15 protein-coding genes are annotated in these 18,753 nt (G+C 61.0%); 2 read left to right on the plus strand and 13 right to left on the minus strand.

Going from position 1 to position 18,753, the window contains the following annotated elements; genetic code table 11:
• Positions 1-7: 7 nt before the first annotated feature.
• From PL599_RS02335 to ytfQ, 6 genes are all read right to left on the minus strand, one after another.
• On the minus strand, positions 8-946 hold the full coding sequence (locus tag PL599_RS02335; RefSeq protein ID WP_269824120.1) for an AraC family transcriptional regulator: 939 nt from the start codon (positions 944-946) through the stop codon (positions 8-10).
• Between the two features lie 130 nt (positions 947-1,076).
• Positions 1,077-1,811, minus strand: a complete 735-nt coding sequence (locus tag PL599_RS02340) for a FadR/GntR family transcriptional regulator (protein ID WP_077984270.1) — start codon at positions 1,809-1,811, stop codon at positions 1,077-1,079.
• Positions 1,812-1,829: 18 nt separating this feature from the next.
• Positions 1,830-2,810: a galactofuranose ABC transporter, permease protein YjfF gene (yjfF, locus tag PL599_RS02345; RefSeq protein WP_077984269.1), complete on the minus strand. Its 981-nt coding sequence runs from the start codon at positions 2,808-2,810 to the stop codon at positions 1,830-1,832.
• Complete coding sequence (locus PL599_RS02350) at positions 2,807-3,853, minus strand: ABC transporter permease (RefSeq protein WP_416172490.1); 1,047 nt, start codon at positions 3,851-3,853, stop codon at positions 2,807-2,809. The genes yjfF and PL599_RS02350 overlap by 4 nt, the downstream gene beginning before the upstream one ends.
• On the minus strand, positions 3,850-5,373 hold the full coding sequence (locus PL599_RS02355) for a sugar ABC transporter ATP-binding protein (RefSeq protein WP_269824118.1): 1,524 nt from the start codon (positions 5,371-5,373) through the stop codon (positions 3,850-3,852). Before PL599_RS02355 ends, PL599_RS02350 begins: the two co-directional genes overlap by 4 nt.
• 310 nt (positions 5,374-5,683) lie before the next feature.
• Positions 5,684-6,643: a galactofuranose ABC transporter, galactofuranose-binding protein YtfQ gene (ytfQ, locus tag PL599_RS02360; protein WP_137411691.1), complete on the minus strand. Its 960-nt coding sequence runs from the start codon at positions 6,641-6,643 to the stop codon at positions 5,684-5,686.
• Positions 6,644-7,167: 524 nt separating this feature from the next.
• Here ytfQ and PL599_RS02365 point away from each other — a divergent pair.
• Positions 7,168-8,979, plus strand: a complete 1,812-nt coding sequence (locus tag PL599_RS02365) for an IlvD/Edd family dehydratase (RefSeq protein WP_269824117.1) — start codon at positions 7,168-7,170, stop codon at positions 8,977-8,979.
• A gap of 182 nt (positions 8,980-9,161) precedes the next feature.
• On the opposite strand, the gene PL599_RS02370 is transcribed toward PL599_RS02365, so the two are convergent.
• From PL599_RS02370 to PL599_RS02400, 7 genes are all read right to left on the minus strand, one after another.
• Complete coding sequence (locus tag PL599_RS02370) at positions 9,162-9,356, minus strand: hypothetical protein (protein WP_332909357.1); 195 nt, start codon at positions 9,354-9,356, stop codon at positions 9,162-9,164.
• Positions 9,357-9,505: 149 nt separating this feature from the next.
• Positions 9,506-10,633: a pyridoxal-phosphate-dependent aminotransferase family protein gene (locus PL599_RS02375; RefSeq protein ID WP_269824115.1), complete on the minus strand. Its 1,128-nt coding sequence runs from the start codon at positions 10,631-10,633 to the stop codon at positions 9,506-9,508.
• Positions 10,634-10,642: 9 nt separating this feature from the next.
• On the minus strand, positions 10,643-11,422 hold the full coding sequence (locus PL599_RS02380) for an ABC transporter ATP-binding protein (protein ID WP_269824114.1): 780 nt from the start codon (positions 11,420-11,422) through the stop codon (positions 10,643-10,645).
• On the minus strand, positions 11,419-12,222 hold the full coding sequence (locus PL599_RS02385) for an ABC transporter ATP-binding protein (RefSeq protein ID WP_269824113.1): 804 nt from the start codon (positions 12,220-12,222) through the stop codon (positions 11,419-11,421). The genes PL599_RS02380 and PL599_RS02385 overlap by 4 nt, the downstream gene beginning before the upstream one ends.
• A complete protein-coding gene (locus tag PL599_RS02390) occupies positions 12,219-13,049 on the minus strand; it encodes an ABC transporter permease (protein WP_269824112.1) in 831 nt (276 codons plus the stop codon). Before PL599_RS02390 ends, PL599_RS02385 begins: the two co-directional genes overlap by 4 nt.
• Complete coding sequence (locus tag PL599_RS02395) at positions 13,046-14,035, minus strand: ABC transporter permease (protein WP_271358787.1); 990 nt, start codon at positions 14,033-14,035, stop codon at positions 13,046-13,048. Before PL599_RS02395 ends, PL599_RS02390 begins: the two co-directional genes overlap by 4 nt.
• 9 nt (positions 14,036-14,044) lie before the next feature.
• Positions 14,045-15,655, minus strand: coding sequence for an ABC transporter substrate-binding protein (locus tag PL599_RS02400; RefSeq protein WP_269824110.1), 1,611 nt, complete (start codon positions 15,653-15,655; stop codon positions 14,045-14,047).
• A gap of 375 nt (positions 15,656-16,030) precedes the next feature.
• On the opposite strand from PL599_RS02400, the gene PL599_RS02405 reads away from it, so the two are divergent.
• Complete coding sequence (locus PL599_RS02405; protein WP_269824109.1) at positions 16,031-18,736, plus strand: DNA translocase FtsK; 2,706 nt, start codon at positions 16,031-16,033, stop codon at positions 18,734-18,736.
• Positions 18,737-18,753 lie beyond the last annotated feature (17 nt).

An 18,753-nucleotide genomic window follows, 5' to 3' on the forward strand; every position in this document is an offset into this window, starting at 1 on the left:
GAAGCTTTTAAGCCGCATCTTCCAACCCGGCCGCATCTTTCCTGCGAAACTGGCTCGGTGGCGCACCGAGCACCCGTTTGAAGGCCCGGCTGAAGGAGGCTTCGGAATCGTAACCGAGCTTTTCTGCCGCCACCGTCACGCGCATGCCTTCGCGCAGCCAGAGCCGTGCCTGATGCATGCGTACGCGCACCACATAACGCGCCGGGCTTTCGCCCACTATGCGGGTGAAGCGTTCCGCGAAACTGGAACGGGATGCACCCATAAGCGAGGCGAGTTCTTCCACGCTCCAGTCTTTTTCTGGGTTGAGATGAATGGCGGCCAGTACCCGGCCGAGTTCGGGATTGCGCACGGCGGCGAGCCAGCCGCTGGAATCGCCGCAGCCATGTTCCACCCATGTGCGGATCAGGGTTGCGGTCAGCACATCGGCAAGCCTTGCCAGAATACCGCCTGCGCCGACGCGGTTCAGCTCCACCTCGCGCGCCATGGCGTCCAAGAGATGGGGAATTGCCGGGTCGCTTTTGGCCAGATCGCTGGTCAGCATCACATCCGGCATCAGCTGCAACAGCGGGTGCAGATTATCCATATTGAACCGCATCGAGGCGGTAAAGGCCACGGTATCGCCGCCCGCGCTGGCGCATTCCATATCAAAAATGCCCTGGCAAACTTCCTTTTTGCCAAACCTGTCAAAGGAAGAGGGCGTCACATTCTCGCCGCTGGCAAGCACATGGGCGTGACCCCTCGGCAGAAGCACGGCATCGCCGCATTTGAGCGTCTGCCATTCGCCGGAAGGTTTCTGCAGTTTCGCCTGACCGACGCCGATGAAATGAAACCGTGCGGCGTCCTGTTCGGGAAAAGCCGTCGCCCAGGGTGTCGCCATGCGGCAACGGCCGTATTCCACGCCGTCCAGTCTCAGGCCACGCAGCATCTCGGTCAGGGCATCATTCATGGCAGCTCTCAAAATTCGGACGATCGGTTAAGGAATTTTTATTTTATGGCATGAAAACGCCTGGATGTCACGTGCTGCGTGAAGAGCGGCCTGCGAAGCGGGCCACTGTGGTTCCGTGCCGGAGGGGGCTCTAAACCGTCTTGATCGCGTTCTGCGTGCGGTCCTTGCCGACCTCGATCACGTGACGCATAGCCTTTACCGCCGCATCCGCGTCACGCGCCGCAATTGCATGCACGATGCGCAGATGGTTGGAGGCGATTTCGGCGATGGTGCCCGTCGAAGCGGCTGGCGACGACAGCTGGAAGGAGATGGCCAGCGCGGCTTCAATCAGGCCGCTTGCCGAGCGCATGAAGGGATTGCCGGACATATGCGCCACGGCAAGGTGGAATTCGAGATCGACTTTGGCGATGCTTTCGGGCGTATGTTTCGGATTGTCGAATTTGGCGGCGATGACATAGAGGGACACGATGTCGTCATTGGAGGCCTGCAGGGCCGCTGCGGCTGCCGCCGCCGGTTCCAGCGCCAGGCGGATTTCCGCCAGATGCTTGACGAATTCCTGGTCTATGCCGGCCTCGCAGCGCCAGCCCAGTACATCCGGATCGAAGAAGTTCCAGCTCGAACGGTCGAGAACGCGGGTGCCGACCTTCGCTTTGGGCTCCACCAGTCGCTTCGCCGCCAGCGTCTTCATCGTCTCGCGCAGCACTGTTCGCGAGACGCCGAAGCGCATGGAAAGCTCCGCGTCGTTGGGCAGCAGGGAGCCTTCCGCAATTCTGCCCGAAACGATGGCGCTGCCGAGTTCGGAAACCACATGGGCGTGGCTGTTCCGGCGTTTTCGCCCGCTAATCGTCGTTTCGAGCAGCCCCAAGCAAGCCTCCCTTGGCAATTATGCCGGATGCGGTCCGGCCAGTCTCCTGTTTGAATACCAGATGATTGCGCGCTGCAACACGATGAAGATGAAAAGCAGCACACCGATGACGATTTTCGTCCACCAGGAAGAAAGCGTTCCGTCAAAAACGATGTAGGTCTGGATCAGCCCCTGTATCAGAAGGCCGATGAAGGTTCCTGCCACCAACCCCGTGCCGCCGGTCAAAAGCGTGCCGCCAATGACGACGGCGGCGATGGCGTCGAGTTCCACCCCCACCGTCGCCAGCGAATAACCCGACGAGGTGTAGAGCGTGTAGACGATGCCGGCGAGGCCGGAGAGGAAACCGGAAAGCGCATAGATGCCGATGGTCGTCGCCCCGATCGGCACGCCCATCAGCTCTGCCGATTGCGGGTTGCCGCCAAGCGCGTAGACATTGGCGCCGAAGCGGGTGCGGCTGGCGATCAACATGCCCGCCGCAAAAACGAGGAGCATCAGCATGGCCAGTGCCGTCAGCCTGCCGCCGCCGGGAAAGCGATAATAAAAGCCCTGTATCGCATCGATGAAGGGATGCGAGATCGGCACAGACTGGGTGGAGATGAGGTAAGCCGCGCCGCGCGCCAAAAACATGCCGGCCAGCGTCACCACGAAAGGCGGGATCGACAGGAAGCGGATCATCGCCCCCATCAGGCAACCGAACAGCGTCGAGACCGCCAGCACGATGGCGAAGGCGAGCAGCGGATGGATATTATAGGTGCCGACCATCACGGCTACGAAGACGCTGGTAAAGGCGATGACCGAGCCGATGGAGAGATCGATGCCGCCCGACAGGATGACGAAGGTCATGCCGACGGCCGCGATGCCGAGAAAGGCGTTGTCTGTCAGAAGATTACCTATCACCCGTGTCGAGAACATCGCCGGATATTGCAGCACGCAGAGGAAATAGGCGACCACGAAGATCGTCAGCGTGGTGAGGAAGGGCAGGTTGCGGCTATGGATCATCGCGCGGTTCCTTCCTTGGTCATGCCATCGGCGGCGGCCGGTTTAGCGTTTGGCTTGGGTGGTCTGACGAAGCCCAGCACCGTGATGATTGCTGGCGATTGCAGCGTCAGCACGACCATGATGATGCCGGCCTTGATGATGAGGTTGAATTCCGGCGGAAAGCCCGAGACGAGGATGCCGGTATTGATGGTCTGGATGATGAGCGCGCCGATCAACGAGGCGGTAATGGAGAAGCGCCCGCCATTCAGAGAGCCGCCGCCGATGACCACCGCCAATATGGCGTCCAGCTCCAGCCACAGGCCGGCATTGTTCGCATCCGCGCCGCGAATATCCGCGGTCACGATCATGCCGGCGATGGCCGCGCAGAGGCCGGAAACGGCATAGACGAAGAACAAGAGGAAGCGCGCCTGAACTCCGGCAAGAGCTGCGGCGCGGCGATTGATGCCGGTCGCCTCGATCAGGAAACCAAGCGCGCTCTTGCGCACCAGAAGGCCGACCAACAGCGCCGCCGCCACCCAGACGATGACGGGCAGCGGGATGCCTGCGAACGAGCCGGAGCCGATGGCGGCGAAGCTGTCATTGTTGAAGGTGAGAATGACGCCTTCGGTGATGAGCTGGGCGATGCCGCGTCCCGCCACCATCAGGATCAGGGTGGCAATAATCGGCTGAATATCAAGAAGGGCGACCAGCACGCCGTTCCACAGGCCGCAGGCAATGCCCACCGCAAGTGAGATGACGATGACCGAGGGAATGGAATGGCCATTGCTGATCAGCGTGGCTGCAACCGCGCCGCAGATGGCGATGACCGCGCCGATGGAAAGATCGATGCCCTTGGTGGCTATGACCAACGTCATGCCGATGGTCAGCAGAGCCACGGGAGCGGCGCGCACGAGAATATCCACCAGACTGCCATAGAGTCGGCCGTTCTGGAACGAAACATGCAGGAAACCCGGAGAAATGATTGTAATCGCTGCCAGAATGATGAAGAGCGCGGCAAGCTGCGGAGCAAGTCGTTTGAAGCGTCGTGTCATTGCTGCCATCATGCCGCCTCCGTTTTCGCCGCATCGGCAATCGCTCGCATGATGTTGTCGGCGGTCAATTCGCCGCCCTTCAATTCGCTGACATGGCGGCGGTCGGACAGTACGACGACACGATGGGCGACGGCGGTCAGTTCTTCCAGTTCGGAGGAGATGACGACGAGCGACATGCCCTCGCTGCAGAGTTTTTCGATCATTTTCAGGATTTCCGCATGCGCACCGATATCGATGCCGCGTGTCGGCTCGTCGAGGATCAGAAGCCGGGGATGGGTGGCGAGCCAGCGCGCCAGAATGGCCTTCTGCTGATTGCCGCCGGACAGGAATTTGATCGGCCGTTCGGGGTCGGCCGGACGGATATCGAGCGATTTGATGAAGCTTTCGGCAAGTTCCGCTTTTTGCCGGCGGGAGAGCGGCCGTGCCCAGCCCTGCCGGGCCTGCAGCGCCAGCGCAATATTATCGGTGACGGAAAAGTCGCCGATGATGCCGTCTGTCTTTCGTTCTTCCGGACAGAAGCCGAATCCGGCCGCTATCGCGGCCTCGGGCGACGAAATCGCCACCGGTTTTCCGTCTATCGTCGCGTTGCCGGTATCGGGACGATCAATGCCGAACAGCAGAAACGCGGTTTCCGTTCGGCCGGAGCCAAGGAGACCGGCGACGCCAACGATCTCGCCTGGGCGGATGCCGAGATCGAAAGGGGCGATGCTGCCGCGTTTGCCGTAACCTTCGAAACGGATCGGGGGTTCACCGTCGATAACGGTATCGTCCGCCGCCTGATGTTCCTGGGTGATGTGCTGCATTTCGCGACCCAGCATCATCGCAATGAGTTCGGATCGCGGCAGACTGCCGATATCGCGCGTGCCGACGAGGCGACCATTGCGCAGAACCGTGACGCGGTCGGCAATATCATAGACCTGATTGAGGAAATGGGTGATGATGATGATGCCGATGCCGCGCGCGCGCAGGTTTCTCAGCACCCCGAACAGCATTTCGACCTCGTGGGCGTCGAGGCTGGCAGTCGGCTCGTCCAGCACCAGCACCTTGCCGGAAAGATCGACGGCGCGGGCGATAGCAATGATCTGGCGGATGGCGACGGAATAGCTGGAGAGCAGGGCGTTGACGTCGATGGAAAGACCATATTGCGTCAGCAGCGCCTGTGATTGCTTCTGCATTGAGGCGCGGTCGATCATGCCGAAGCGGTGGGGCTGGCGGCCAAGAAAGAGATTTTCCGCAACCGTCAGGTTTTCGAGAAGGTTCACTTCCTGGTAGACGGTGCCGATGCCGAGCGCCTGCGCCTCGCCGACATTGGCGGGCGTAATTTCTGCGCCCTCCAGAAAGATCGAGCCGCTGTCGCGGTGATAAACGCCGGTCAGGATTTTGATGAGCGTCGATTTGCCCGCACCGTTTTCGCCGAGAAGCGCGTGGATCTCGCCACGTCCGAGCGAAAAATCAACGCTATCAAGCGCTGTTATCCCGAGAAAGGATTTGCCGATGGCGCGTGCTTCCAGAAGTGGTGCCGTTTCGGACATAGAGCAGTTTCCGTATTGCAATGGGTCTCGCCACGAGGGCGCAGAATGATCACATAAAGCGAGCGGTGGCCGCTCGTTTCTTCTCCCCGCCGGGGAGAAGGTGGCCCGAAGGGTCGGATGAGGGGGAAACATTGCCGGATTTCGGAGAGCTTGCCCCCTCATCCCGCTGCCGCGACCTTCTCCCCGGCGGGGAGAAGAAGCAGGCCACACCCGCTCGCTCCATGAAATCATTCAGTATCGGATTTTCGCCCGTCGTTTCACAACCGAAAGAAACGGCGCAGCTCCTGCGCCGTTTCCCCGAAGAAATGGCTTAGTAGCCCAGGCCCTTCTTCGCCTCGTAGACCTTCATCGGGTCATCGGACGCCGTGTAGAGCTTGGATTCGGTCTGAATCCACTTCGGCGGCTCCTTCTTGTCCTTCAGATAGGCTTCAAGGGCGTCGAAAGCGGGTCCCGCCATGTCAGGCGTGAGTTCGACGGTGGCGTTGGCTTCTCCGGCCGCCATGGCCTTGAAGATGTCAGGCACCGCGTCGATGGAAACGATCTTGATGTCGGTTCCGGGTTTCAGGCCGGCTTCCTTGATCGCCTGGATCGCCCCAACGGCCATGTCGTCATTGTGGGCGTAGACAGCGCAGATGTCCTTGCCGCCGCCTTCCGCCTTGATGAAGCTCTCCATCACTTCCTTGCCCTTTGTGCGGGTGAAGTCACCCGTCTGCGAGCGCACGATCTTGATGTTGGCGTGGGAAGCGATGGCCTCTTCGAAACCCTTCTTGCGGTTGATGGCGGGCGAAGAGCCGGTCGTGCCCTGCAATTCCACAACCTTGCAATCCTTGGAGCCGACGTCCTTGACCAGCCAGTCGCCGGCAACCTTGCCTTCGTGAACCTGATCGGAGGTTACGGCCGTCAGGTAAAGATCGTCAGGAGCCTCTATCTGGCGGTCGAGCAGGATGACAGGGATTTTTTCTTCCTTGGCTTCCTTCAGCACGGCGTCCCAGCCCGTTGCGACAACGGGTGCAATCAGGATCGCATCGACGCCCTGCGCAATGAAGCCGCGAACGGCCTTGATCTGGTTTTCCTGCTTCTGCTGCGCGTCGGCGAACTTCAGCGTGACGCCGCGCTTCTCCGCCTGCTGCTTGGTGACGGTGGTTTCAGCCGCGCGCCAGCCGGATTCCGAACCGATCTGCGAGAAGCCGACGGTCAGCGATTGTGCGGAAACACTTGATGCAAGGCACAGCGAAACGGCGACAGTAACTGTCGCGAGAGCTTTTCTCATCTTAATCCTCCCAGAGATGATGTCAGCGTGACGCCAACACTATGAGCATATAGTAATACTCTTGAAAAGAGGCATTTTCGAATAATTGAATTTTCGGGCACGATATTCATTTGCAAATTTTAGCATTTAACCTGTAATATCAATTAGATGTTTAATTCGAGTTTATCGTTTCGAACGATCTTGTCTGCCGCGCCTTCTGGTGTCGCCGCGCTTGACAGCGTATGATTTTATCTAATAGTAATACAAATAAGAAAGCGATTTTTGCCGGAATTTTCGCGCCCCCTGGACGAAATTTAGTCGGCAAAAGAGGGAGGGAGATTCCGTTGCGTAATCCCGCGATGGGCGTAAATGCCGAAAAATATTCGGTTAAAGCCGAAGTGCAGCTCGATGCCACTCGTCTGGGCTCACTCTGTCGGTTATGCGTGATCTCCGAAACGCTGATTCCATTTTCCTTGTGCGCAACATAAGCTTGTCGCATTTCGTAATATTTTACCGTTGGCCACTTCCGGCTGGAGACCCGCATCATGACGACATCTGATAATCTTCCTGCAACTCAGGGCAAGCTGCGTTCGCGCGCGTGGTTTGACAATCCCGCGAATGCGGACATGACGGCGCTTTATCTCGAGCGCTACATGAACTTCGGTCTCAGCCAGGCCGAACTGCAGTCCGATCGCCCGATCATCGGTATCGCGCAGACGGGCTCCGACCTTTCCCCCTGCAACCGCCACCACCTGGAGCTGGCAAGCCGCCTGCGTGAAGGTATCCGTGAAGCCGGCGGCATCGCGATTGAATTTCCCGTGCATCCGATTCAGGAAACCGGCAAGCGCCCAACCGCCGGTCTTGACCGCAACCTCGCTTATCTCGGCCTCGTGGAAGTGCTTTACGGTTATCCGCTCGACGGCGTCGTCCTGACCATCGGCTGCGACAAGACCACGCCTGCCTGTCTCATGGCGGCGGCCACCGTCAACATTCCGGCCATCGCCCTTTCCGTCGGCCCCATGCTGAACGGCTGGTTCCGGGGCGAACGCACCGGTTCCGGCACCATCGTCTGGAAGGCGCGCGAACTGCTGGCGAAGGGTGAGATCGATTACCAGGGCTTCGTCAAGCTCGTCGCCTCGTCGGCTCCCTCCACCGGTTATTGCAACACCATGGGCACGGCAACGACCATGAATTCGCTTGCCGAAGCGCTGGGCATGCAGCTTCCGGGCTCCGCCGCCATTCCGGCGCCTTACCGTGACCGTCAGGAAGTCTCCTATCTTACCGGCCTGCGCATCGTCGAAATGGTGAAGGAAGACCTGAAGCCTTCCGATATCATGACCAAAGACGCCTTCATCAACGCCATCCGCGTCAACTCGGCCATCGGCGGCTCCACCAACGCGCCGATCCACCTGAACGGCCTTGCGCGCCACGTCGGCGTCGAGCTGACGGTGGATGACTGGCAGACCTATGGCGAAGACGTGCCGCTGCTCGTCAACCTGCAGCCGGCCGGCGAATATCTCGGCGAGGATTATTACCATGCGGGTGGCGTTCCCGCTGTCGTCAACCAGCTGATGACCCAGGGACTGATCATGGAAGACGCCATGACGGTCAACGGCAAGACCATCGGCGACAATTGCCGTGGCGCGATCATCGAAGACGAGAAGGTCATCCGCCCCTATGAGCAGCCGCTCAAGGAGCGCGCCGGCTTCCGCGTTCTGCGGGGCAACCTGTTCTCCTCCGCCATCATGAAGACGAGCGTGATCTCGGAAGAGTTCCGCAACCGTTACCTCTCCAACCCGAACGATCCGGAAGCCTTCGAAGGCCGTGCCGTGGTGTTCGACGGTCCGGAGGACTACCATCACCGCATCGACGATCCGTCGCTGAAGATCGACGCCAATACCATCCTCTTCATGCGCGGCGCCGGTCCCATCGGATATCCGGGTGCGGCGGAAGTGGTGAACATGCGCGCACCGGATTATCTTCTCAAAGAAGGCGTCAATTCGCTGCCCTGCATCGGCGATGGCCGCCAGTCCGGCACGTCGGGCAGCCCGTCCATCCTCAACGCTTCACCGGAAGCGGCGGCCGGCGGCGGTCTCGCCATCCTGCAGACGGGCGACCGCGTTCGCATCGATGTCGGCCGCGGCAAGGCGGATATCCTGATTTCCGGCGAGGAACTGGCGAAGCGTTACGAGGCGCTTTCCGCCGAGGGCGGTTACAAGTTCCCCGACCACCAGACGCCATGGCAGGAAATCCAGCGCGGTATCGTCAGCCAGATGGAAACCGGCGCGGTTCTGGAACCGGCCGTGAAGTACCAGCGCATTGCCCAGACCAAGGGCCTGCCGCGCGACAACCATTAACATCCATCGTCGGATTTGCGCGGCCTCGAGGTTTTCCCGGGGCCGCTTTTCGTTTGGTTTGACGGTAAACTGAAAATATCGAGGTTACGGCGCTTGTCTGGCGCAGTAGCCCACGCGCCCCGTAGCGATGAGGCAACGGAAAACCTATTTTGCCGATGGTTTAAAAGCTTGCCAGGCAGGCGTCAGATCACCGGGTAAAGCGACCAGAAGAACAGCTCATATTCCTTATCGCGGTCGTTATCGTGCGACTCGTCGTCGGGTCTGCGCGGCGTTTTGTCCTGAAACTCGGTCTCCACCCGCTCCTTGACGACGGGCATCCTTCGGCCGATGCCAAAGAGGTCAAAGGAGAGCATGTTGAAACCTGCTACCATGGCCATTTCCCTTCTTCACGCGAGTTAACAGTGTGTTAAGTTTCGCGCGTTGCCATGATTTCGTCAAGATTGGCCGGGGAATTTGTCTACCATTTTTAACGACAATGCCGTGACTGACATTTCAACGCCGCAGGATTCGGCGCAATGAACGTTTATCAGGGGCGTTGAACGCCGTTCGCAGGAGAGTCAAAATAGTTTTTTTCGGCCGCTTCCAGCGCGGAATCGGTATCTGCGGCATGGCCGAGGCTTTTCAGGGCGCTGGAGAAGGCCGCGATATTGGCTTTCACAGCCTCCGGATGCGCCCGCCGACCGGTGTGATTGAGCCTTATCAGTCGTTCAGCGCCGGGGCCGACACCGTAAGAAAGATCTGCGCCCTGTTTTTTGGATGCAGCCGCGAGAAAATCTCCGGCTTCCACTGTGTCCGGCAGGATCGCCGTGGAAACGAGGGCGGAGGCGTGCGCCTCCTCCACCCAGGTCCGGATACCGAGCGCCCTGATGCCGTTCCGGGTGGCCGCCGCCGCTCTTTCGTGGCGTTCATTGGCGGATGCCAGACCTTCCGCCTCTATCCTGTCGAGGGCGGCCTCCAGCGCGTAGAATTCCAGCGGAGCGGGCGTTCCGGGCAGCGCGCCGCGGCCGGCATCGAGCCAGAGTTTTTTCTGGTCCAGAAGCGAGAGCATGGAGTTTTCCGGCGCCCTACCATGCGAAAATAGATCCCACGCCCGTTCACTGATGGAAATGGCGGAAACCCCGGCCGGGCCTGCCAGCGCCTTTTGCGGGCCGATGACGGCAATATCGATGCCCAGCCGGTCGACCTCGAAGGCATGGCCGCCAATGGACGCCACGGCGTCGACAAGGGTCACGATACCCCTTTGCCGAGCGAGCGCGGCAATGGCGGGCAGGGGGTTGAGAATGCCGCTTGCCGATTCCGCATGGACGATGGCGAGAAGATCGAAGTCCGGGCCCTCGTTCAGCGCCCGCTCCACCTCCTCCAGCGTGACCGGCTTTGCGGGACTGGTTGTCAGGTTGCGCACCGTCGCGCCGCCTCTATTGAGCCAGCCGCCGAACCATGCGCCATAGGGGCTGGTGACGATGTTGAGCGCTCTAAGACCCGGTCGGGCAAGGCTCGTCGCCGCCGCCTCGAGTGCCAGCACGGCTTCCGCCTGTATGAGAAGGACGTCGTTGCCCGTGCCCATCAAGGCTGCCAGTCGATCAGCCAGAATGGCGTAACGCTCCGCGGGAAAAGCGGGTGGGTCAAGCAGCAATGCATAATCGGGAACGGGCATGTCTTTTCCTTACGTGGCAATGGTCAGGCGCGGTGCGGCGTCGATCAGGGTTCTGGCGGTCGAGGATTGCGGCGCCGAAACGATATTTCCCGTCCTGCCGATTTCAACGATCTGTCCCGCTTCCATGATGGCGACGCGGTGGCAGACGGCGCGGATGACCGCGAGATCATGGGAGACGAAAATACAGGAAACGGCCGTCTCCCGCTGTATTTCCACCAGCAGTTCGAGGATTTGCCGGCGAACCGAAACATCGAGCGCGGAGACGGCCTCGTCCAGAATGAGAAGCGACGGTTTGAGCGCAATAGCCCGTGCAATCGCGACACGCTGTCTTTGGCCGCCGGAAAGCTCGAAGACCGAGCGGCCGGCATAGCTGGCGGGCAGGCCCACGCGCTCGAGAAGACGGTGTATTTCCGCCGCGCGGTCGCGTCTTTTCACCATACGATGGATGCGCAGCGGTTCACCGATGGCATCCTCGACGCTGGCGCGCGGATTGAAGGCGCCATGCGTGTCCTGAAACACCATCTGCATATGTCGGCGGGCGGCGCGAAGCTTGCCTCCGTCAAGCGCCAGCCAGTCACGGCCTTTGAAATGGATCGTGCCTCCGTCGGGCGGGATCAACTGCATCAGGATGCGCGCCAGCGTCGATTTCCCGCAGCCGGAGGGACCGGCAAGTCCCAAGGTCTCGCCGGGCTGAAGCGAAAAGGAGATGTCGGAAAGCGCCGCCACTGTTCTTGCGCCGGTGCGATAGGTTTTCGACAATCCGTCGACCCGCAGAAGGGCTTCGTTCATGACGCGGCCTCGCTGATGAACGGCGGAGTGGAGAGATCGAGATAATCGGCAAGCAGCGCGCGCGTATAGTCATGGGCAGGCGTGGAAAGCACCCGCCGCGTCGGGCCGTGTTCCACCAGCAGCCCCGCGCGCAGAACCGCGATCTCGTCGGCAAGGCTGGAGGCAAGGCCGATATCATGGGTGATGAACACCAGCGTTTTGTTTTCCCGCCGCACCAGATCGTCCAGCAGCATGGCGATGGCGGCCTGGCTGACGGTATCGAGCGCGCTCGTGGCTTCGTCGGCGATCAGGATCGAAGGATTGGCGGCAATGGCGGCGGCAATCGCCACGCGCTGCCTCTGGCCGCCGGAAAGCTGGTGCGGATAGGCGGCAAGCAGGTGGGAAGGATGCGGCAGCCGCACCCGGTCCAGAAGGTCGCGGGCAAGATCGCGCGCCTTCCTCCACGACAGATCGAGATGCCGAACGGCGCCTTCCGCCACCTGTTCGCCGATGGTGAGAACCGGGTTCAGCGTCGCGCCGGTATCCTGAAAGATCGTACCGATATCGCGCCCCGGCTGCGGCCTGCCGTGAAACAGGCCGCTATCGCGGCTCCAGGAAATATCGCCGGAAACCCGCGCATTGCCGGGAAGAAGACCGGCAATGGCTCTGCCGAGCGTGGATTTTCCCGAACCGCTTTCGCCGATGATCGCCAGCCTCTGCCCCTGCCGGATCGTCAGCGAAACAGTCTGCAGTGCCGGTGCATCGCCCTCCGCATAAAAAACGCTGAGATCGTCGATCCGGCATAGCGCATTTCCGCTCATGGCTCTTGCCTCCTCGTCGCCATCGCCCTGTTGACGCCTTCTGCGAAAAGATAAACGCCGAGAACGGTGACCAGAAGGCCGATGCCGGGGATGACAGATAAAAACGCGGCCGAGCGCAGGACGTTGCGTCCTTCGGCAATCATAGAACCCCAGGTGACGATATTGGGATCGCCAAGTCCGAGGAAGGACAGCGCTGCTTCGGTGAGAATGGCGGCCGCGACGATGATGGCGGCCAGCGCCAGAACCGGCGGCAGGGCGTTCGGTAAAATCTGCCGGAAGGCGATTTCTAACGGACGCATGCCGATGGCGCGGGCGGATTGGACATAATCGCGCTCGCGTATGCTCAAGACCTGCGCCCGCATCAGCCGCGCCGGATCCGCCCATGCGCCGAGCGCAATGGCGAGAATGACAATGGGCATGGAAGGGCCGATGGTGCTGACGAAGGCGAGCGCGAGCAAGAAATTCGGCACGATCTGGAAGGCGTCGGTGACGCGCATCAATGCTTCATCCACGAGGCCGCCTGCAAAACCGGCAATGGTGCCGATGACGGCGCCGATCACAAGCGCCGCGGCGGCGGCGCCAATGCCAACGAGCAAAGAGGACTGCGCGCCGTGGGCAAGTTCGGCCAGCACATCTCGGCCAAGCCGGTCGGTGCCGAGAGGCAAAGCGGCATCCGTAAAGGGCGCGATCAGCGGCTCACCGGCGATGGCCAGCGGGTCACCGGGAAAAACGACGGGCGCGGCGAGCGCCGTCACGGCAAGCAGCGCCAGAATGATGGCGCCTGTGGCGCCTTCGAAACTGCGCAGCAGCCGGAGAGCGAAACTCATGCCTGTCGCTCCCCGCTGCCGATGCGCGGATCGAGAACGGCATAGAGAATGTCGACGGCGAGATTGACGAGGATGACGAAGACGGCGCTTGTTAGAATAATGCCCATCAAAAGCGGCGTGTCGCGACCGCTGACCGCCTCCTGCGCCAGCCGGCCAAAGCCGGGAATGGCAAAGACGCTTTCAACTACCACGCTGCCGCCCAGCATGGTTGCGGCCTGCAGGCCAAGCACGGTGACGAGCGGAAGAGCGGCATTGCGCGCGACATGGCGCAGCACGATCCGCCGTTTGGAAAGCCCTTTTGACCTGGCGAACAGCACGAAATCCAGCGGCCAGACCGCCGCCATGGCGGTGCGCATGACGCGCAGGAAAAGCGCGAGATAAATGAGGCCGAGGCTGGCGACCGGCAACACGAGATGGCGGGCAATATCGAGCGTCCTTGCAAATCCCTGTTTGCCCGAGGCGATGGTTTCGATGCCGGACGTGGGCAGCCATTTGAGTTGAACGGCGAAGACGATTGCGAGCACGAGGCCAAGCCAGAAGCCGGGTGTGGCGTAAAGCGCCAGCGAAAACGTTGAAAGCACGCGGTCCGCTAGCCCGCCAGGACGCGCCCCCGCAACGATGCCAAGCCCGGTGCCGAGGATGAAGGCGAGTGTGGTAGCGCTGCCCATCAGGAGAAGCGTGTTCGGCAGTCGCTCGAGGATCAACCCCAGCACAGGGCGGTTGAAGGCAAGCGACCAGCCGAGATCGAGCCGCAGCACCGAGCTGGCATAGAGCCAGAAACGGGCCAGCACCGAACCGTTCAGGCCATATTGCTCGCGCAATACATCCCTGAGCCCGGCATCACCGCCGCCGATGGAGACGAGATAGGCGTCTACCGCGTCTCCGGATGCGTTTTCAAGCAGTACGAAGGTGAAGACGAGGACAATCAGCAGCACCGGAATGGCGCTGACTGCCCTACGCTTCAGCAATGTCGTTGCGCGCTTCACGGCGCGTCCTCAGCCGTCGACCGTCGTATCCGCCCAGTTGGAAACGGCCCAGCGGGGATTGCTGGCGACATGTTTGACCGTATCGCGCGCCACGGTAATGAAGCCCCATTCGGCAACGTTGATCAGCGGCAGATCGGCGGCGACCTGCTTCTGGAAATCCTTGTAAAGCGCCGTGCGTACCGCCGTATCGACCGTTATCGCCGCATTGTCGATCAGTTCGTCCAGAGTCTTGTTCTCGTAACCGCCCTGGTTGGAGAAGCCGACGCCCGTCGGAATGCCGGAACGCACGAGAATGGTGGTGGAAATTGCCGGGTCGCCGCGGAAGACCGGCGGCGCGATGGCGAGATCGAAGGCATGATCGGTGTAAACGGCCTTCTGGTGAGCGGCTGAATCATTGTTGACCAATTCGGCATCGATGCCGATTTCCTGCAACGCCTGACGAAGATAGGAGCCGAACTGCCTGGTTTCATTAAAGTAAGGCGCCGGCAGAAGTTTCAGCGAGAAACGTGTTCCGTTCGGGCCGCGTGCATAACCCGCCTCGTCCAGCAGGGCGTTGGCCTTGGCCACATCGAAATCATAGGTCTCGACATCGTCGGTGTAGAATTCAGGGGCGTTCTTCGGTACCGGGCCGGTGGATGCCGTGGCGTAACCGAGAAAGACCTTGTCTATGACGAATTTTTTGTCGATGGCGTGGGCGATGGCCTTCCGGACCTTGAGGTCGGCCAGTTCCTTGCGGCGGTGGTTGATTTCCACCACCAGCTGATAGGTCAGCGCCTCGTAACCATCGGCGATGACCTTGATCCCAGGCACCTTCGAGATGCGGTCGAGATCGGCCAGCGGCACGGCGGAGAAGGCGGCCAGCTGTATTTCTTCCGCTTCCAGCGCCGAGGCAGCGCCTGCGCGGTCGGGCAAGACGCGATAGATGATCTCTTCGAGCTGTGGTTCGTCCTTGCCCCAGTAATTGGGATTGCGGGTCAGGCGATAATATTCGCCGGGTTTGTATTCGGCAAAGACGAAAGGCCCGGTGCCGACCGGTTTGGTATTGGCCGGGTTGCTGGCGATATCGGTGCCTTCATAAAGATGTTTCGGCACGACGCTGGTAACGACCGGCAGCGCGTTGCGGATGAGCTGGAACGGCGTTGGCTTGGAGAAGCGGAGGATTGCCGTGTGTTCATCCGGCGTGTCGACCTTATCGAGATTGGCAAAGACCAGCCGTCCGAGGTTTTGCAATGGTTTCCAGACGTAGAGCGCCGAAAAGGCAACGTCCGCGGAGGTAAAGGGTTTGCCATCATGCCAGGTCACGCCCTCACGCAGCTTGAAGGTGGCGCTTAACCCGTCATCCGATCCCGCCCATTCGGTTGCGAGGCGCGGTTCCAGGCCGTCCTTGCCGTTGAAGGAGGCCTCGGCCAGCGGCTCGATGATCTTGCTGGCAATATAAAACACGCCGTTTGAGGCGACGATCGCCGGATTGAGGTTCTTCGGCTCCGAATCGGCCGCAACGATCAACCTTCCGCCGGGCGCCGCCTGCTGCGCAGCGGCAATGCCTGCCAGCCCCGTGGTTGCGGCAAGAAGAAGCGAGGTCTTGAGAAGCGAGCGACGGGACAGATGGACAGGCGACATGATTCACTCCGGAAATGAGGGCTGGACGGGCCTTTCCGCTTGGGCCGCGGCAGGCCGATCTTAAGGCTGCAACCTCGGCAGTGTCCACGTTAATTCGCGGGCTTTACAGCAATGATTTTACGTTGCGCGCACCTTTGCGGAAACAATATGCTTTCCGGCGGCAATACGCTTTTCTCACCTTGCCGTCTTGCCCTCGGTAATGCTCTGAAAATTTGATATAGCCTAATAAAATTAAGTGGTTGGAATGCCGTTCCCTCGGTGGCATGTGCCCCGTGCGGCGTATGGACGAAACGAAAATCTACCTCATCGACCCCGTTTGGAAAGGGGTAATTAACCTTTATTTTTTATTTCAGGGAGACCGAAATATGTACGTTTATGATGAGTGTGCACGCTGCCATGAGCTTCTCCCGATCCAGATTCCAGAATTCGTCCAATAGCGTAGGGGAGGGGAGCGAGAAGGCTCGTCATGCCGGCGGCCAGTCGGTTGCCGGTCAGCAGACGGCGGCGATGAAGGCCGGCGCGGCACCCAAGCCGAATGCCGATGTCAGCGCAGCCGACGCCATCGAAGGCCGCGCCGAGATGCCCGGCTGGCAGAATGCTTTCGTGCTCGGCCCGAATGTCCGTTTCACCCGCACGCCGGAAAGCGCGTTTGCGCGGCGCATGCCGGTCGAGACCCCCAATATTCCGGAGGAGGAAGTCCTGGCTGTCGCTCCGGCTGAAGCACCGGAGCCGGAAGTGGTGGAGCAGCAACAGGCTGTGCAGCAGGAGGTTGCTCCTGTCTCTCAGCCGGTCATAGAGCCGGCGGAGCCGCGCATGCCGCCGCCGCGCATGCCGTTCCTGCCGCAGCCGCCGGAGGCCCGGGGTGCGAGGGCGTTGACCTACAAATTGCGGCTGGAGCTTGCCCGCAAGCAGGCGGAAGAGGCGGCTGCCGCTGCCCGGGCGCCGGTTCAGGCGGAGGTTTCCCTAGCTTCAGAAGCGCCCGCGCAGCAGATATTCTCGCCGGTTCAGCCGCCATCCGTCGAACCCGCCATCGATGCAGTTCAGACCACCGCGCCGCAGGCTGCCATTCCGGCTTTCGCCGCCCATCTGCCTGATGAGCTGTTCTGGGAAGTGATGACGCTTGATCTGCCGGGCGCTGCCGGCGAGGGCGTCTCCGCGTCCGCGCGCGCCGTTCTTGCAAATTCGGTCACGGCACCTGCTGTTGTCGCGCCGGTCGCCCTTGCATCGCCGGCGGCCGCGGCGACCGTACTTTCGTCCGTGCCTCCGGTCATCACCGTGCCGGGTGGTTCCGCAATCCGGCTTTACCGCGAGATCGGCGTGCGCCAGTCCGTCGTTCCTGCGGCCCTTCCGGTCGTTGAACAGGAAGTCGCGCTGCCGGCCGTTGCGGAAACGCCAATGGTTGTCGAAGCGCCGAAACCTGTGGAGCAGGTTCAGCCGGTTGAGAGAATTACGGCAGAGCCGCGCTTTACGCCGCGCGCACCCATCCAGGCCTCGCAGCCGATGTTCCGCGACGCGCCTGTCTTTGCCGAAGGCGAATATGAATATCCCTCCATCGATCTTCTGCAGGAAGCCCGTGTCCAGCAGACCACGACCATGACGCCGGAAGCGCTGGAGCAGAGCGCCGGTCTTCTCGAAAGCGTGCTGGAGGATTTCGGCATCAAGGGCGAGATCATCGATGTTCGTCCAGGCCCGGTCGTCACGCTGTACGAATTCGAGCCCGCGCCCGGCGTCAAGTCCTCGCGCGTCATCGGCCTCTCGGACGATATCGCCCGCTCCATGTCGGCGCTTTCCGCGCGTGTCGCCGTCGTACCCGGCCGCAATGTCATCGGCATCGAATTGCCGAACCCGGTGCGTGAGACGGTTTATCTGCGCGAATTGATCGAAGCGACCGACTACGCCGAGACCCGCCAGAAGCTCGCACTTTGCCTCGGCAAGACCATCGGCGGCGAACCTGTCATCGCCGAACTGGCGAAGATGCCGCACCTTCTGGTCGCGGGCACCACCGGTTCGGGCAAGTCGGTCGCCATCAACACCATGATCCTTTCACTGCTCTATCGCCTGAAGCCGGAAGAGTGCCGCCTGATCATGGTCGATCCCAAGATGCTCGAGCTCTCGGTTTATGACGGCATTCCGCATCTGCTGACGCCTGTGGTCACCGATCCGAAAAAGGCGGTGATGGCCCTGAAATGGGCCGTGCGTGAGATGGAAGACCGGTATCGCAAGATGTCACGTCTCGGCGTGCGCAATATCGACGGTTACAATGCAAGGGCCGCTGCCGCCCGCGCCAAGGGCGAGACGGTATTCTGCAACGTGCAGACCGGGTTTGATCGCGCCACCGGCGAAGCGGTCTACGAGCAGGAGGAAATGGACCTCACGGCCATGCCTTACATCGTCGTCATCGTCGATGAAATGGCTGACCTGATGATGGTCGCGGGCAAGGAAATCGAAGGGGCGATCCAGCGCCTGGCGCAGATGGCGCGCGCCGCCGGCATCCATCTCATCATGGCAACGCAGCGCCCGTCGGTCGATGTCATTACAGGCACGATCAAGGCCAACTTCCCGACCCGCATCTCCTTCCAGGTAACCTCGAAGATCGACAGCCGCACCATCCTTGGCGAACAGGGCGCAGAGCATCTGCTCGGCCAGGGCGACATGCTGCACATGATGGGTGGCGGCCGCATCGCCCGTGTCCACGGCCCCTTCGTTTCGGATGAGGAAGTGGAAAAGGTGGTCGCGCATCTGAAGACGCAGGGACGTCCGGAATATCTAGGCACCGTTACGGAAGACGCCGACGAGACCGACGAAGATGTGGAAGAGGAAGCCGCTGTTTTCGACAAGACCGCCATGGGTGAGGACGATAGCGACGATCTCTACGAGAAGGCTGTCAAGGTGGTGATGCGCGACAAGAAATGCTCCACATCCTATATCCAGCGCCGCCTGTCCGTGGGCTATAATCGCGCAGCTTCGCTGGTCGAGCGCATGGAACAGGAAGGCATTGTCGGGCCTGCCAATCATGTCGGCAAACGCGCGATCATCGCCGGCGAACGCTCTTCTTACGATGCCACGGGAGCGGAAGACTGATTGAGCCTTCGGGCGCG

This window comes from Agrobacterium sp. ST15.16.055 (genome assembly GCF_027956555.1).
GTDB classification, from domain to species: domain Bacteria; phylum Pseudomonadota; class Alphaproteobacteria; order Rhizobiales; family Rhizobiaceae; genus Agrobacterium; species Agrobacterium salinitolerans.

Excerpts from the sequence above, each read along its gene's own strand:
- PL599_RS02335 (WP_269824120.1), bottom strand. The coding sequence starts at position 946 with ATGAATGATGCCCTGACCGAGATGCTGCGTGGCCTGAGACTGGACGGC.
- PL599_RS02390 (WP_269824112.1), bottom strand. The coding sequence starts at position 13,049 with ATGAGTTTCGCTCTCCGGCTGCTGCGCAGTTTCGAAGGCGCCACAGGC.
- PL599_RS02370 (WP_332909357.1), bottom strand. The coding sequence starts at position 9,356 with ATGGCCATGGTAGCAGGTTTCAACATGCTCTCCTTTGACCTCTTTGGC.
- PL599_RS02350 (WP_416172490.1), bottom strand. The coding sequence starts at position 3,853 with ATGATGGCAGCAATGACACGACGCTTCAAACGACTTGCTCCGCAGCTT.
- PL599_RS02405 (WP_269824109.1), top strand. The coding sequence starts at position 16,031 with ATGATGAGTGTGCACGCTGCCATGAGCTTCTCCCGATCCAGATTCCAG.
- PL599_RS02400 (WP_269824110.1), bottom strand. The coding sequence starts at position 15,655 with ATGTCGCCTGTCCATCTGTCCCGTCGCTCGCTTCTCAAGACCTCGCTT.
- PL599_RS02375 (WP_269824115.1), bottom strand. The coding sequence starts at position 10,633 with ATGCCCGTTCCCGATTATGCATTGCTGCTTGACCCACCCGCTTTTCCC.
- ytfQ (WP_137411691.1), bottom strand. The coding sequence starts at position 6,643 with ATGAGAAAAGCTCTCGCGACAGTTACTGTCGCCGTTTCGCTGTGCCTT.
- PL599_RS02365 (WP_269824117.1), top strand. The coding sequence starts at position 7,168 with ATGACGACATCTGATAATCTTCCTGCAACTCAGGGCAAGCTGCGTTCG.
- PL599_RS02355 (WP_269824118.1), bottom strand. The coding sequence starts at position 5,373 with ATGTCCGAAACGGCACCACTTCTGGAAGCACGCGCCATCGGCAAATCC.
- PL599_RS02385 (WP_269824113.1), bottom strand. The coding sequence starts at position 12,222 with ATGAGCGGAAATGCGCTATGCCGGATCGACGATCTCAGCGTTTTTTAT.
- yjfF (WP_077984269.1), bottom strand. The coding sequence starts at position 2,810 with ATGATCCATAGCCGCAACCTGCCCTTCCTCACCACGCTGACGATCTTC.
- PL599_RS02380 (WP_269824114.1), bottom strand. The coding sequence starts at position 11,422 with ATGAACGAAGCCCTTCTGCGGGTCGACGGATTGTCGAAAACCTATCGC.